Consider the following 14,027-nt stretch of genomic DNA (forward strand, 5'->3'; position numbering starts at 1 on the left):
TTCTCCCAATACAAGCTCTGATCGAACTTTTCATCTCCAGAAAAATCCCCGAAATGCTACGTAAGTCCTTCATCGCCATAGCCCTGCTCACTTGCCTATTCCGCACCGCAGGGGCCGAAACCATCGTCATCATGGGTTCAGACACCATCGGGGCCAAACTCGTCGTCCTCCTGGCAGAAAACTTTCGCGCGAAAATGGAGGCACGTCACACCCCGGTCGCCTTTGAAATTTCTTCGGAAGGCTCCGCCACCGCGCTCGCATCTGTCATGGAGGGCAAGGCCGAAATCGGGATGTCCTCCAAAGCCCCCAGTAGCCGTGAAAAAGCCCGCGCCAGCGCAAAAGGTGCCGAATTACGCACCATCACGGTGGCCCACGATGCCATCGCCATTGTCGTCAATGCAGCCAACCCGATCGAATCGATCAGCCTCGAGGAACTCGAAATGATTTACTCCGGAGATGTGACCGACTGGTCGACCATCACTCCCGAATTTACCGGTGAGATCTCGGCCTACACACGCAATACGGCCTCCGGAACCTACAGCATCCTTCAACAGGTCGCGATGTCCTCGCGCGACTATGGCGACAACACCCGAAAAATGGCAGGAAACGAACAAATCGCATCCGAAGTCGCCAGCAATGCAAAGGGCATCGGTTATGTCGGCCTGGCTTACGCCCAGACGCCCGGCTTAAAGATCATCCCGATCGAAGGGGTCCGCCCCGGCGAAAAGGAGTATCCGCTGGCCCGGACACTGAATTTCATCATAGACAGCACCAAGCCCCTTTCCCCGGCAGCCAATGACTTCATCGGCTATACACTCAGTCCGGAGGGGCAGGCAGTGGTCTCGGAAGTCCAGTTCCTACCGATCTACTAAGCGGCCATTTCTCAACGCCATCGCCGAATTCCGGAATCTGCGTCCGGCGACAGGCCCTCGCTTGCGCACAGAGGAGGAGTTTGGACGCGTTGTTTGCTCCTGATGGCACCGCGTTTAGAAAGGGTGCCTCACGATTGATTCCAGGTGGAGGCCGCAAAATAAAAAGCCCGGCGTTGCCGCCGGGCTTCGTACCAAACAAATCTAAGACCTGGCCTAGAACAAGGCCTGCAGACGCAGACGGAATGCGTCGATCTCGACTTCGCTTGAGCCATTGGCACTCTCGAAAGAGGCACGCTCGTAACCACCACTCAGCTTCAAGTCGTTGCCGATGATGTAGTAGTTGAAACCGATGTAGTAGGAAGTCCCTTCGTCATAGCCCTTGCCGGTGTTGGAGCGGCGGACCAGATCATCCGCATCCAACAGATCGGCACCATCCGTATCGATGGTCGAAAAGGCGGCAACCAGCTCCCACTTGTCCGTGATCTTGTAGGACGGGATTACTGTCACACCAAACACATCAACGTCTTCACCAGCGACGTCCTCGACCGTTGCGCCCAGGAATTCGCCGCTAAGATTGAAGTTGCCGACACTGTAATTGGCGTGCAGGCCATATCCGAACAGATCGCCCATACCGACGCCGCCCGTACCTTCGTTGCTGGAATCATCCACGAAGTAGGAACCGTCCTGCTTGTAGCCCAGATCAAGGCCTACGAGCAGTTGGCCCATGTCGGTCTTCTCGCTCTTCCACTCAAGGCGACCAAAGGCACCCAGACCATTTTCGTAGCCGACTAGATCATCGTCACGCGCATTACTGGCATCCGCCGTAACCAAGGCGGCGTCATAGCTGAAGCCGGCACCGAGATCACCGTCCACAAAGACACCCGTATAGCGGGAAGCAAAACGAAGGCCGTCTTCTTCCGCGAAATAGCGGTTCGCGATGGAACGTTCAACGGTCTTGATCTTGGAAGACGAGGTGGTCTCATAGAAGCCGAAAGGAACCTTGGTGTAACCCACTTCGAACTCAGCCTTCGGATCGTACTTCCACCCGACCACAGCCTTGTCGACGTTGATACTATCGTCCTTGCCTCCGAAGTTCCCCACGATGCTGCCGTACCAGTCGTTCGCAAACTTGGCCTCGGCACCGAGATAAATGCGACGGAAGTAGAAACCGTTTTGCGAGTCACGATTGTCGTCATTGCTGATATTATCGTACTGCATATGGAGACGACCGGTCAGCTTGAGGTCTTTGACCGCCTTGCTTTTCGCGGTCACCATGACCGGACGCTCGGCTTCAAGTTCCTTGGCGACCTGGCTCGCCTCATCCTGGGAAATCACGCCTTTCTGAACCAGCAGGTCCAGAAGAGCGTCATTGGAAACTGCGAAACCGGTCGAGGCCATCATGGCAGCAAACAGGGCAGCAGTCTTGGTAATGTTACGTGTTTTCATAGTTTGTCGTATGTAAGTCTGTGTCGCGCTGGCGACCGACACAGCATACGGCAGCAATGTTACGCTATAATCTCGTTTATGTTACATACGTGTGAACTGTTACATTTTTGCCTGTTTTGTTACCCCTATAAGTCACCTACGAAACAGCCAGGTGAACTTCGTCGACAAAAAGACACATTCGAGACCGCCACCAGCCGCGCGCAAGCAACCCCAGCACGAAAAAACAAGCAACAAGCAACTGAACTTCAGCAAGTTGCAGAGGAATCGAGTAGGAAAACCCGCTGAAACATTCCCAAAAAATAGAAACAATTGTTACCCGACTGTAACACGTAAGCCACATTTACGACACATTGCCGGTGTAAGCTTTCTCCCATGCGCTGGCCCGAACGATACAGAGCCACGCACACAAAACGAACATTACACGCGTTATCTATGAATACACCATCCATCCTTCGTGCATTGGGCGCAGCTGCCCTCTTCAGCGCAGCCTCCCTCCATGCGACCGAAACTTTGGTCATCAAAGGCTCCGATACCCTCGGCGCTAAGATGGTCCCCCAACTGGCCGAAGCCTACAAGGCAAAGCTGGACGCCAAGGGCATTGAGGTTGCCTTCGAAATCGCCGCTGAAGGCTCTTCCACCGGCGTGGCCTCTGTAATTGACGGCACGGCTGAAATCGGGATGTCCTCCCGCGACGTCAAAGAAAAGGAAGTCGCCACCGCCCAAAGCAAGGGTGTGAACATGAAGAAGATCACCGTCGCAAAGGACGGGATCGCGATCATCGTCAACGAAGCCAATCCGCTCGAAACGCTCAGCCTTGAGGAAATCGAGCTCATCTTCACCGGCGATGTAGCCGACTGGTCCGGCGTCTCCACGCAAACAGGCGCCATTTCCGCCTATACGCGTAACACATCCTCCGGCACCTACGCTGTCTTCCAGAAAATGGCCATGTCGTCCCGCGACTATGGCGCCGACAGCCAAAAGATGGCCGGCAACGAACAAATTGCATCCGAAGTCGCCAGTAACCCGAATGGCATCGGCTATGTCGGTCTGGCCTATATCAGCACTCCGGGCGTAAAAGTGGTTCCCATCGACGGCATCGCGCCCGATTCAGCCGATTATCCTCTGGCACGCCCGCTCTACTACCTGATCGATAAGAACAAACCCCTGAGCGAAACCGCGAACGACTTCATCGGCTTCACCATGAGCCCGGAAGGCCAGGCGATCGTCAACCAAGTGCATTTCCTGCCGATCTACTAGGAACGCCCTCCATCCATTCAACAGGGGCCATTGCTTCAAAGCAATGGCCCCTTACTTGTTATGAGAGGACGAACACCACCGCCACGAATTGTCACACGACTGTAACATTGCAAGTCGGTGTATGCTTGGCTTCCTGCCGACGTAAACTATATCCATCCCCTTCATCGCCATTTCATCCGGGATATCTCTACCAGTCAGTTTTTTTCCAAACCAACCGCCGACCTGCACCAGAACCTCCGACCATGCCCAAGCAGAACCTAGAGCTTTCCAGCGACAAACCCAGATTCGGAAGAAAACGGGCGGTATTCCTTGGCAAGGAATCCGACAGCATCATCAAGGGCTTTTTTGGAAGCTCCGCGACCGTGGCGATCGTCATTCTCGCCCTGATCACGATTTTCCTATTCAAGGAAGGCGCCGGCTTCCTCGGCAGCTACCACCGCAGTCTCCAGACCTACCGTGCATCCGGCTTGGAGTATGTCGACATCCTCAAAACGAAGCAGGACGACTACACCGCCCTGACCCGCTATCTGAACGACATCCGGGCGGAGTGGATCAACAAGCTCAAAGCGGACGGCCTGACACAAAAGGAAATCAACGCGCAGGTTGCCTCGCCCGAAGCCAAATCGCTTTTCCTCGGCTACATGCGGATCGGCTCCGACATGCGCCGGTTCATCCGTGAAAAGATGAATACCGCCATTGAGATCCGGGACCAACACATCACCAACGAGAACCTCCGCGCCACCCTCGAAAACTACGCCAGCAAGATATTTGAAGTCCGCGGGGAAAGCTACCGCCTGACCAGCGAGGACAAGGCACAGTTCATCCTCCGGCTACAGGAAGCCAACCGCACGAATGCGCTGAACCGGGAACTGGTGACAAGAAACCAGCAGCTAATTGATAAAGTCCAATCAGGCGTGGAGTTGAACGCCAAAGACCGAAAAGTTTTCCTCGAACTGCTTGAAGTCCAATACGACTCCGTCGAGAGCTCGATCGTGCCGGTTCACTTTGAGGAAGCGGTCAAAAAGGTTACCAGCGGCCAAGAGGAATACGCCGCGCTCCTCGAAGACTTGAAGCAATCCATCGCAGAGACACTGCCGAAGGCCGATGCGATCAATTTCGACAGCGCGGGAATCGACGCACGCATCATTCGCTTCGAAGCGCTCAATCAGGAATTCATCGAGAATATACCGGTTCATCTCCGCCAACTGGAAACATGGAATCCGGAACAGGACGTATCCTTCTGGCATGCCTTGGGCGCATTTCTGACGGGACGTGAATGGATCACCGCAAGCGACCAGCAGGACTGGTACGGCCTGATCCCCCTGCTCTCCGGCTCGCTCCTCATCTCGGCGATTGCCCTGTTTTTTGCCGTGCCGCTCGGTGTCGGTGCTGCCATCTACGTGAACCAGATTGGTGGGCCCACCGAACGCAACCTGATCAAGCCTTATATCGAATTTGTTTCCGCCATCCCCTCCGTTGTGATCGGATTCTTCGGGGTGGTTGTCTTCGGCGAAGCGATCCGCTTGTTCTCACAATTGGAATGGATGCAATGGGTCCCGTTCTTCCCCATACAGGAACGACTCAACGCCTTTACCGCCGGTTGCCTGCTCGCGCTGATGGCGATCCCGACGATTTTCACATTGGCGGAGGATGCCATCAATAACATCCCGCGCCATTTTAAGGAGGCCTCGCTCGCCATCGGCGCGACTCCACTGCAAACCACCTTGCGTGTGATCGTCCCCACCGCGCTCTCAGGGATAATCTCAGCGATCATGCTCGGATTCGGCCGGGTGATCGGAGAAACCATGGTGGTGCTGCTCTGCGCCGGTAACCGCATCAAAATCCCCGACTTCAGCGAGGGCATGGGCGTCTTTTTCGAACCGGTTCACACCATGACCGGAATTATCGCACAGGAAATGGGTGAAGTCGTCCGCGGAAGTATCCACTACCGGGCCCTCTTCATGGTGGGCATCGTCCTTTTCTTCATCTCCCTGCTGATCAATTACAGCGCACAGTGGGTCGTCAAACGCTACCGAAAGGTGGGCGACTGATCCCATTCGCAACGTCAGCTGTCATCTAGCCATGCACCTTTTCTCACATCGCAGATCCCACCGAAAAACCGCAGAGCAGTTAACCATCCTGTTCTTCCGTCTTTCAACCTACTGCATCATCGCCGCGGCCGGCTACATTTTCCTGAATATCGCGGTCAACGGCTCAAAGGCGGTCTTCACCAGTCAGGCTCCTTTCATCAATTTCGAATTTCTGACGGATAAGCCCCAGACCTTACATGTCTTCGAACCGAAAGAAATCGACACCGCACTGAAACGGATCAATTCCGAAATCATCGGCCTGCGCGCCAAGCGCAGTGCACTGGGCAGCAACCAGGACGAGGAACGGGCTGAATATAATGCCGAGATCCAGGCTCTACTAAAGGAGAGCAAAGCACTCGATAAGGAACGCAAGGCAGGGCGCCTGATGTACAGCGACACCGAGTTCCGCGCCTTGGAAACACCTCCCTCGCGCGAGGCCTACAGCTACAACACCTACGCCTACAGCGGTGGAGGGATCGGTCCGGCGATCATCGGTACATGCCTCCTCGTGCTCGGCTCAATCGCGATCGCCCTCACCCTGGGGGTGCTGTGCGCCATCTACCTGAGCGAATACAGCAAACCGGGCCGGATGCTCCAGACCATCCGCCTGTCCATTCTCAATCTGTCCGGGGTTCCCTCGATTGTCTTCGGCCTCTTTGGCTTTGGCATGTTCGTGCTCTTCTTCGACTGGGGTGTCTCCATGATTGCAGGCTGGTTCACCCTCGCGATCATGGCGCTGCCGGTGATCATTGCCGCCAGCGAGGAATCCATGCGTGCGATCCCCAAAGGCTTCCGTGAAGGTTCACTCGCACTAGGCGCCAGCAAATGGACATCGATCCGCACCAACGTGCTGCCCTACGCCATGCCCGGCATCCTGACCTCCTCCATCATGGGCATCGCCCGGGTCGCCGGCGAAACCGCTCCCATCATGTTCACGGCGGCATTCGCACTGCGCGACCGACTTCCCTGGGAAGGACTGGAAAAGCCGACCGACTTCATCTTTCAGGGTGTGATGGCCCTACCCTACCATATTTATGTCGTCAGTTCGAAGATTCCCCAGAACGAGTACACCCGCGACATGCAATATGGCACCGCCTTCGTGTTCCTCTTTATCGTCGGCGTCTTTGCTCTCAGCAGCATCGTCCTCCGGATCCAAGTCCGCAAGAAGTATAAATGGTAAGCCGCATCCTACTGCCTAGAACGAATAGTCCTTTCTTATTATGACAGACAACGTCGAGACATCTACCACCGGTTCCGATCGGCAGGCCCCGATCATTGAGGTGAGCAATTTCAACTTTGCTTACGGGGACTCCCAGGCCCTGTTCGATATCAACATGAACATCAAGGCCAAGGAGGTGACCGCATTCATCGGCCCTTCAGGTTGTGGCAAATCCACCTTTCTCCGCTGCTTCAACCGCATGAACGACCTGATTGACGTAGCCCGCATCATGAGCGGTTCGGTCCGGATCAGCGGGATCGACATCTATGGTAAAGACGTCGACGTCATCGAGCTGCGCAAATATGTCGGCATGGTCTTCCAGAAGTCCAACCCCTTCCCCAAGTCGATCTATGACAACATCGCCTACGGCCTTCGCATCCAGGGGATTAAGAAAAAGAGTTTAATCGACGATGTCGTCGAAGAGTGCCTACGCGGAGCAGCACTCTGGGATGAAGTCAAGGACCGGCTCAATGAAAGCGCACTGGGCATGTCAGGTGGACAGCAACAACGACTTTGCATCGCCCGGGCCCTCGCAGTCCGCCCCAAGATCCTGCTCATGGACGAACCTTGCTCCGCGCTGGATCCGATCGCGACCGCCAAGGTCGAAGAATTGATCCACGAACTGAAGAAAGACTACACCATCGTAATCGTCACCCATAACATGCAGCAAGCGGCCCGCGTCTCCGACCGCACCGCCTTCTTCTACCTTGGCAAGCTCATCGAATTCGATGAAACCGACACCATCTTCATGAAACCGTCCAATCCTCAAACCGAAGCCTATGTCTCCGGTCGCTTCGGATAATTCACTCCCTCAAAACAAGTTATTAAACGACACCAATGAAACGCTACTTTCATAACGAACTGCAGGACATTCGAACCAAGCTGATTCTCCTCGGCGAAAAGGCGATCGAAGCCGGGCGCATGGCCATCTCAGGCTTTCTTGAAAACGACTTGGAGAAAATCGAGAAGGCACTCAAGCTGGACGACGAGATCGACAACCTCGAGATCGAGATCGACCGCGCGGCCGTCCGCTACACCACGCTGCGAGGCCCGGTGTCCAGCGACGTCCGCCTTGTCTTTGTCGCCATCAAGGCAAGCCACGACTTTGAACGAGCCGGCGACGAAGCCCACAGCATCGCGAAAAAGGCCCGCACAATCCTAACAAACAATCCAACAGTCAAAGAATTCTATGGCTTGGAACGCATGAGCGCACTGGCCTTCAACCTGATGCAGGATGCCATCTCTTGCTTCGTCGATGAAGACATCGAGAAGGCCCGTGATATCCTGAAACGGGATGCTGAGATCGATCGTATCAACAAGCAGAACTTCACCGAACTGGCTGGGCCGGAGGCAAGCGCAAGCTCACTCGACAATGCGACCAGGGTCAATCTGATCCTAATCTCAAAATCGCTTGAACGCATCGGTGATCATGCCAAGAATCTTGCCATGGAAGTGATCTACCTGCACACAGGCGAATAAGCCCCCCCAGGCGAAGGCTCTAGAACAGACATTTAAAATTTACATGCGGACGGCTTTTTTGAGTGTCATTTTGGCTTCATTTCTGCTAGCTAGGTTTTGACTGTGTGACAGGCTTCTCCCTGTCCCGGGTCTGAACAACAAACAGAAACTTGATCAACCTGTCTTATGGCTAAGAAAGCAGTAACCAAGAAAGCAGCGAAGAAAGTAGCTGCAAAGAAGGCGGCAAAGAAAGTAGCTGCAAAGAAGGCGCCTGCAGCTCCGGCTCCGGCGAAGAAAGCAGCGAAGAAAGCACCTGCCAAAAAAGCAACGAAGGCTGTCGTGAAGACGACGGTCACAGCTCGCGTCGACGTGGGCTTCGGCAACAGCCTGTATATTCGCGGTGAAGGCGCAGGCCTCAGCTGGGACAAGGGCGTCCTCCTTGAGAACGTCTCCCCCTATGAGTGGACCTGGACCTCGACCAAGGCGAAGTCTGACATCGAGTTCAAATTCCTCATCAATGATGAGCTTTGGGCAGAAGGTGAGGACCTGACCGTCAGCGCCGGTGGCACATCCATCAGCACTCCGGTCTTTGCCTGGTAATTCACCGAGCAAAGAGTCTTATTTCAGCCCGCTTCATGATTGAAGCGGGCTTTTTTGTCACAACCGAGACCTAGAGGTACAGGGGCGGCGCTCCGGCACCCCTCACGAATGAGATCCAAATCGGTACGGCCTAGACTTTCAAAGGGTCAACCGTCACGCCGTCCATCTGCTTCTTGATCACGACAACCCGCTCATCCGTATTTTCGCACGCACGGAGTTCATCCATATCAGGGAAGGCAAACTCCGCCGTCACTTTGGAGAAAGGGTAAGGCAGATAAAAATGGTCCCACGTCTTCAAGCGCCAGGCCCGGGTGAAATTAAACGACATCAGCACAATCGGCACCCCCGTTTTGGCGGCCACCGCAACCGCCCCCGGTTTCATGTCATACATGGGCCCTTGCGAACCATCCGGAGTAATCGCAATATCACGACCGGACTGCAGGCACGCAATCAGGTCGCGCACCGACTGGGCACCTCTACGATTGCGTGAACCACGAACTGACTCGAAGCCCATCTTCGCAAGCAGGGAGGCCAGCCAGGCCCCGTCCCCGCTGGCACTGATTAAAGCGGAAATCTTGCGATGCCTCAAGTGCCGCCGGGTAAACTCAATCGCGGCAAACAGGCGGTTGTGCCAGAGAATCAGGATCGAGGGCTCAGCTTCCCGGGCTTTAAAAGCTTCGGTCGGCCCACTACATTCAAAACGAAGCGTGCGCATCCATAGGCGCAGGCAAAAAGCCAAGACGAAAAGCAGGCACTGTTCATGCCATTTCAGCTGTTTTGCGGTTCCCTCTTTACCAGGATTTTTTGCCATAGTGTGGACACCTTGAAACAAATAATGCCCGACTCAACCTCCAACTTATCTCTGCCCTCCGGGCGTCCGAACGCTTATTCCACCTTGACCCACCGGTTCCCCCCTTCATTTTGAGCCCCTTATGACAGCTCAAGCAGCATCCAGTGAAAACCTCATGGAAGAACTCGTCGGCCTCTGCAAACGCCGCGGTTTCATTTTTCCCTCTTCGGAAATCTACGGGGGTTACAACGGCTTTTTCGACTACGGTCCACTCGGTGTCGAACTTCGCAACAACATCAAGAACGCATGGTGGCGCGACATGGTGCACCGCCGTGACGATATCGTCGGCCTCGATTCCAGCATCATCATGCACCCCCGGATATGGAAAGCGTCCGGACACGTGGACGGCTTCTCCGACCCGATGGTTGACTGCAAGGAATCCAAGCTCCGCTACCGGGCCGACCAGCTCTTCGTCGCGCCGGTGGTCCTCGATGGCAATGCATCCGGCTATGTCGCCTTCATGGAAGATGCGGACGAAGCAGCCATCATCAAGCAGGCCAAGAAGCTGCGCGACTCCCTGGGCAACAAGCAAGCCCAACTCGACGAATCGAAACTACTGGAGGAACGCACCGAATTCACCGAAGTCGATGAAGCCGTCCGCCTGCAGACCTTGGGCCCGGATGCCTCCAAGGTCGGTTCGCTGACTGCTCCGCGTGAATTCAAGCTCATGTTCGAGACCAAAGTTGGCCCTCTGGCCGATGACTCCGCGACCGCATACCTGCGCCCGGAAACCGCCCAGGGCATCTTCGCCAACTACAAGAACATCGTCGATACCGGCCGTGTAAAAATCCCTTTCGGCATCGCCCAGATAGGGAAGGCTTTCCGCAATGAAATCACCCCGAGAAACTTCATCTTCCGCTCCCGCGAGTTCGAGCAGATGGAAATCGAATATTTCATCGCACCTGAGGCCGACTGGAAAGCCCTCCACCGCGAATGGCTCGACACCTGCACCAACTGGCTGGTCTCCATCGGACTGCCCCGCGAGTCCATCACCGAGGATATCCACCCGCAGGAAAAGCTGGCTTTCTATTCACAGGCAACGACCGACCTGATGTTCCACTTCCCGCACGGGGAACAGGAACTCTGGGGTGTCGCCTGCCGCAGCGATTACGACCTCAAGCAGCATCAGGAGCATTCCGGCAAGAACATGGAAATCTTCGACGAGGCTTCCAAGAGCAAGTTCGTGCCACATGTCATTGAGCCCTCGCTCGGGGTCGACCGCACCCTTTTGGCGGTCCTGACGGCCGCCTACTGCGAGGATGAAGTGCCGAACGACAAGGGCCAGGCCGAAAAGCGTACCCTGCTCAAGTTCAGCCCGCGGGTGGCCCCCTACAAAGCGGCGGTCTTCCCGCTCCTCAAGAACAAGCCGGAACTGGTGGAACGCGCCCAAGCCATCTACAAGCGCCTGCAACGCCGCTGGAATGTCTTCTACGATGCGGCCGGCGCCATCGGTCGGCGCTACCGCCGCCAGGATGAGATCGGAACACCATTTGGTATTACCATCGATTTCGATACCATCGAAAAGGATGGGACCGTCACCCTTCGGGATCGCGACACATGCGAGCAACGCCGCGTGAGTGAAGACGAACTCTTCGACTTCCTCGAAGAGCAAATCGACGGTTAATCCCGGATCGCCGGCGCCGGTTGACCTGCGAAAAAACCGCAGGTCAACCCGGCGCCAGCCAGGAAAAAGGCCAAGACGGCAGGTTCCGAAGAATTTCGAAAGCGGTCAGAACGATCAAAGAAAACCAGGCAACCTGCGCGAGCAATCGCTCACAATTCAGAGCGAGGCTTCATTAAGCCTTCTTCTTTGATTTCTTTTCCTTCTTCTTTTTCTTACGTCCACGCAGGAGCTTCTTCACCTTCTTTCGCTGGTCCTCGCGGACAATATAGCCGATACAGGTATCCGCCCCGCATTCACACGGATGATCCAGGAAGTGCTCCATGTCATACCCGTAATCATAGGTCAGCTCTTCACCTTCCTTGATCGCCTTGCGGGCGACAATCCAGATCTCGCCATCGTAGTTGATCGCCTCACAGTTTCCATCACAGGAGTGATTGATATAACGAGCGGGGTTTTTGCCTCTCCGGCCATCCAGGTCCCAGTCGTCGTCGAGCTCGAAAATATAGACCAGTCCGGCGCCCTTTTTACGCGCCTGTTCCTCCCATTCCAACGCTCTGCGCGTCGACTCCTCCTTACTTATCTTTTCGCCTACATACTGAATAATGTCAGTACCCGCTTCGATGTCAGCTGTAGCGAAAAGGCCACGTTTATGAATGGGGGAAGGAGCGACTTTACACAGGCGTTTTGACATAATTGCAATCGATAGGTTTAGGTAGTTAGCGTTTGATCCGAGTGTGCCGAGGCTCACTCATGTTTAAGTTCACGGCTCATAAGGGACTGGAGAGCGGCCAGAGGCTCCTTGTCCTCGTAAAGAATCGCGTAGATTTGCGAGAGAATTGGCGCGTCAATCTGCTTCTGTTCGCAGAGTGCCTTCAGGCATTTCGTCGCCCGATAGCCTTCCACAACTGTCTTCTGGCTTTCAATCACGGTGGCAGGAGCCTCCCCTCGACCGACCCGCTCACCAAAACAGCGGTTTCGGCTCCAGACACCTGAGCAAGTGGCAACCAAGTCGCCAAACCCACTCAATCCGTAAAAGGTCGCCTGCTGCCCACCGAGATGTTGGCCCAGGAGAACCATCTCATTCAGGCTGCGGGTCAGGAGTGCGGCTTTCGCATTATCTCCGAGCTGTAGTCCATCACATAAGCCGGCTCCGATGGCATAGATGTTCTTCAGTGTCCCCCCGAGTTCCGTGCCTTTGACATCACGGGAGAGATACACCCGGAGCGAAGCGCTACTGAAAGCTTCCTGGTAACGAGCAGCCTCCTCGAAATCCGCCGATACCGCAAAGGTGATCGCAGTCGGCTTGCCGGCAGCGACTTCCCCCGCAAAGGTCGGCCCGGAAAACGCAGCACAGGCGATATCCGGGAACACCTCGGAGACGGTCTCAGTCGGCGCCTTGAAAGTCTCCAACTCCAGCCCTTTGCACATGGTAACAAAAAGCTTCAGCTGCCAAGCCGCATCCAAATGATCCACCAAGCGAAGGCAGAGCTGGCGCAGAGCTTTTGAGGGGCATGCTAGAAAAACCACCTCCGCCTCCATCAGAACCGGGCTGAGTTCGTGCCCGATCTGAATGGTATGGGGCAGCGGGTACCCTGGCAGGTAATCCTCGTTCACTCGGGAGGAAGCGATCGCCAATGCCTGTTCGATGCGTCGCGGCACAAGCGTCACCGCATGACCACAACGATCCAGGTGAAGGGCCATGGCGGTGCCCCAGGCACCGGCTCCAAGAATACAGATATTCATGAGGGGAATTTACGATTTCGTACTTCTTCAGCATAGGCCGCGAAAGCGGCCTGGGCTTGCTCGCCGATCTGGGCGTACTGCTTGACAAAGGAGGGCACATATCCGGCGTTCATGCCGAGTAAATCATTACAGACGAGAATCTGGCCGTCACAATGCGGACCGCTACCAATGCCGATCAGGGGGATGCCGATTTCCGCCGCGATGGTTCCGGCCAGTGTGCCATCCATCATTTCAGCAATAATGGCGAAACAGCCGGCTTCCTCCAGCGCCTGGGCATCCTTCAACAAGATATCTTTCTCCAGGTCCGTACGGCCGAACTTACGGTAGCCGCCGAGTTGATGAAACTGCTGTGGCAAGAGACCGATATGCCCCAAAACCGGGATCCCCGCGGCGACCAAGCGCTCAACCGTCGGCGCCAACAGAACCCCTCCCTCCAACTTGACCGCTTGGGCGCCCCCTTCCTGCATCAAGCGGCGGGAGGCATTCAAAATCGAGGAAAAGTCATCGTGAGCCAACGCGAAAGGAATGTCCGCGACAACAAGCGCATCCGGCTTGGCCCGGGCGACCGCAGCCGCATGATGTAACATCATGTCGAGCGTAACCGGGACCGTCGTATCGAAGCCCAACTGCGTCGTGCCCACGGAATCACCGACCAAAATCAGATCGACGCCCGCGGCATCTGCATAATGCGCCATCGCGGCATCATAAGCGGTCACCGCCACAATGGGCCGCTCCCCCTTCAAACGAGAAATTTTCTGCGTGGTAATACTCAAATCAGGACGAATTTAGATTGAAGAATGAGTCTGAAAAAACTCTATCATGTTGAACAGAGAAAGCACTGACAATCTTTTGTCGCTCACGAATCGAC

Annotated in this window: 13 protein-coding genes; 8 read left to right on the forward strand and 5 right to left on the reverse strand. The window is 55.4% G+C overall.

Annotation, left to right across the window (positions count from 1 at the left end; genetic code table 11):
* Window positions 1-53 precede the first annotated feature (53 nt).
* On the forward strand, window positions 54-872 hold the full coding sequence (locus O2597_RS13305) for a phosphate ABC transporter substrate-binding protein (protein WP_269525624.1): 819 nt from the start codon (window positions 54-56) through the stop codon (window positions 870-872).
* A gap of 213 nt (window positions 873-1,085) precedes the next feature.
* Here O2597_RS13305 and O2597_RS13310 read toward each other — a convergent pair whose 3' ends face one another.
* On the reverse strand, window positions 1,086-2,318 hold the full coding sequence (locus O2597_RS13310) for a porin (protein WP_269525626.1): 1,233 nt from the start codon (window positions 2,316-2,318) through the stop codon (window positions 1,086-1,088).
* 432 nt (window positions 2,319-2,750) lie between these two features.
* Here O2597_RS13310 and O2597_RS13315 point away from each other — a divergent pair, with 432 nt between their 5' ends.
* The 6 genes from O2597_RS13315 (at window position 2,751) to O2597_RS13340 (ending at window position 8,942) form a co-directional block, all read left to right on the forward strand.
* Entirely contained in the window at window positions 2,751-3,575 is an 825-nt protein-coding gene (locus tag O2597_RS13315) for a phosphate ABC transporter substrate-binding protein (protein ID WP_269525628.1), read from the forward strand.
* A gap of 242 nt (window positions 3,576-3,817) precedes the next feature.
* Window positions 3,818-5,626, forward strand: coding sequence for a phosphate ABC transporter permease subunit PstC (pstC, locus tag O2597_RS13320; RefSeq protein ID WP_269525630.1), 1,809 nt, complete (start codon window positions 3,818-3,820; stop codon window positions 5,624-5,626).
* Window positions 5,627-5,657: 31 nt separating this feature from the next.
* Window positions 5,658-6,845, forward strand: coding sequence for a phosphate ABC transporter permease PstA (pstA, locus tag O2597_RS13325; protein WP_269525632.1), 1,188 nt, complete (start codon window positions 5,658-5,660; stop codon window positions 6,843-6,845).
* A 40-nt stretch (window positions 6,846-6,885) separates the two neighbouring features.
* The gene (gene pstB / locus O2597_RS13330; RefSeq protein WP_269525634.1) at window positions 6,886-7,686 is read left to right on the forward strand and encodes a phosphate ABC transporter ATP-binding protein PstB; all 801 of its coding nucleotides are present in this window, start codon (window positions 6,886-6,888) and stop codon (window positions 7,684-7,686) included.
* A 35-nt stretch (window positions 7,687-7,721) separates the two neighbouring features.
* The gene (gene phoU / locus O2597_RS13335; RefSeq protein ID WP_269525636.1) at window positions 7,722-8,363 is read left to right on the forward strand and encodes a phosphate signaling complex protein PhoU; all 642 of its coding nucleotides are present in this window, start codon (window positions 7,722-7,724) and stop codon (window positions 8,361-8,363) included.
* Between the two features lie 165 nt (window positions 8,364-8,528).
* Entirely contained in the window at window positions 8,529-8,942 is a 414-nt protein-coding gene (locus tag O2597_RS13340) for a CBM20 domain-containing protein (RefSeq protein WP_269525638.1), read from the forward strand.
* 130 nt (window positions 8,943-9,072) lie between these two features.
* Here O2597_RS13340 and O2597_RS13345 read toward each other — a convergent pair whose 3' ends face one another.
* Window positions 9,073-9,753: a lysophospholipid acyltransferase family protein gene (locus O2597_RS13345; RefSeq protein WP_269525640.1), complete on the reverse strand. Its 681-nt coding sequence runs from the start codon at window positions 9,751-9,753 to the stop codon at window positions 9,073-9,075.
* Between the two features lie 121 nt (window positions 9,754-9,874).
* Here O2597_RS13345 and O2597_RS13350 point away from each other — a divergent pair, with 121 nt between their 5' ends.
* The gene (locus O2597_RS13350; protein ID WP_269525642.1) at window positions 9,875-11,416 is read left to right on the forward strand and encodes a glycine--tRNA ligase; all 1,542 of its coding nucleotides are present in this window, start codon (window positions 9,875-9,877) and stop codon (window positions 11,414-11,416) included.
* A 172-nt stretch (window positions 11,417-11,588) separates the two neighbouring features.
* On the opposite strand, the gene O2597_RS13355 is transcribed toward O2597_RS13350, so the two are convergent.
* The 3 genes from O2597_RS13355 to panB are packed head-to-tail and all read right to left on the reverse strand — an operon-like array spanning window position 11,589 to window position 13,932.
* Complete coding sequence (locus O2597_RS13355; RefSeq protein ID WP_269525645.1) at window positions 11,589-12,107, reverse strand: SET domain-containing protein; 519 nt, start codon at window positions 12,105-12,107, stop codon at window positions 11,589-11,591.
* Between the two features lie 53 nt (window positions 12,108-12,160).
* Window positions 12,161-13,159 (reverse strand): NAD(P)H-dependent glycerol-3-phosphate dehydrogenase, encoded by a 999-nt coding sequence (locus O2597_RS13360; RefSeq protein WP_269525647.1) that lies wholly within the window; start codon window positions 13,157-13,159, stop codon window positions 12,161-12,163.
* Window positions 13,156-13,932: a 3-methyl-2-oxobutanoate hydroxymethyltransferase gene (panB, locus tag O2597_RS13365; RefSeq protein ID WP_269525648.1), complete on the reverse strand. Its 777-nt coding sequence runs from the start codon at window positions 13,930-13,932 to the stop codon at window positions 13,156-13,158. Before panB ends, O2597_RS13360 begins: the two co-directional genes overlap by 4 nt.
* Window positions 13,933-14,027 lie beyond the last annotated feature (95 nt).

Source organism: Coraliomargarita parva (genome assembly GCF_027257905.1).
Lineage (GTDB): Bacteria > Verrucomicrobiota > Verrucomicrobiia > Opitutales > Coraliomargaritaceae > Coraliomargarita_A > Coraliomargarita_A parva.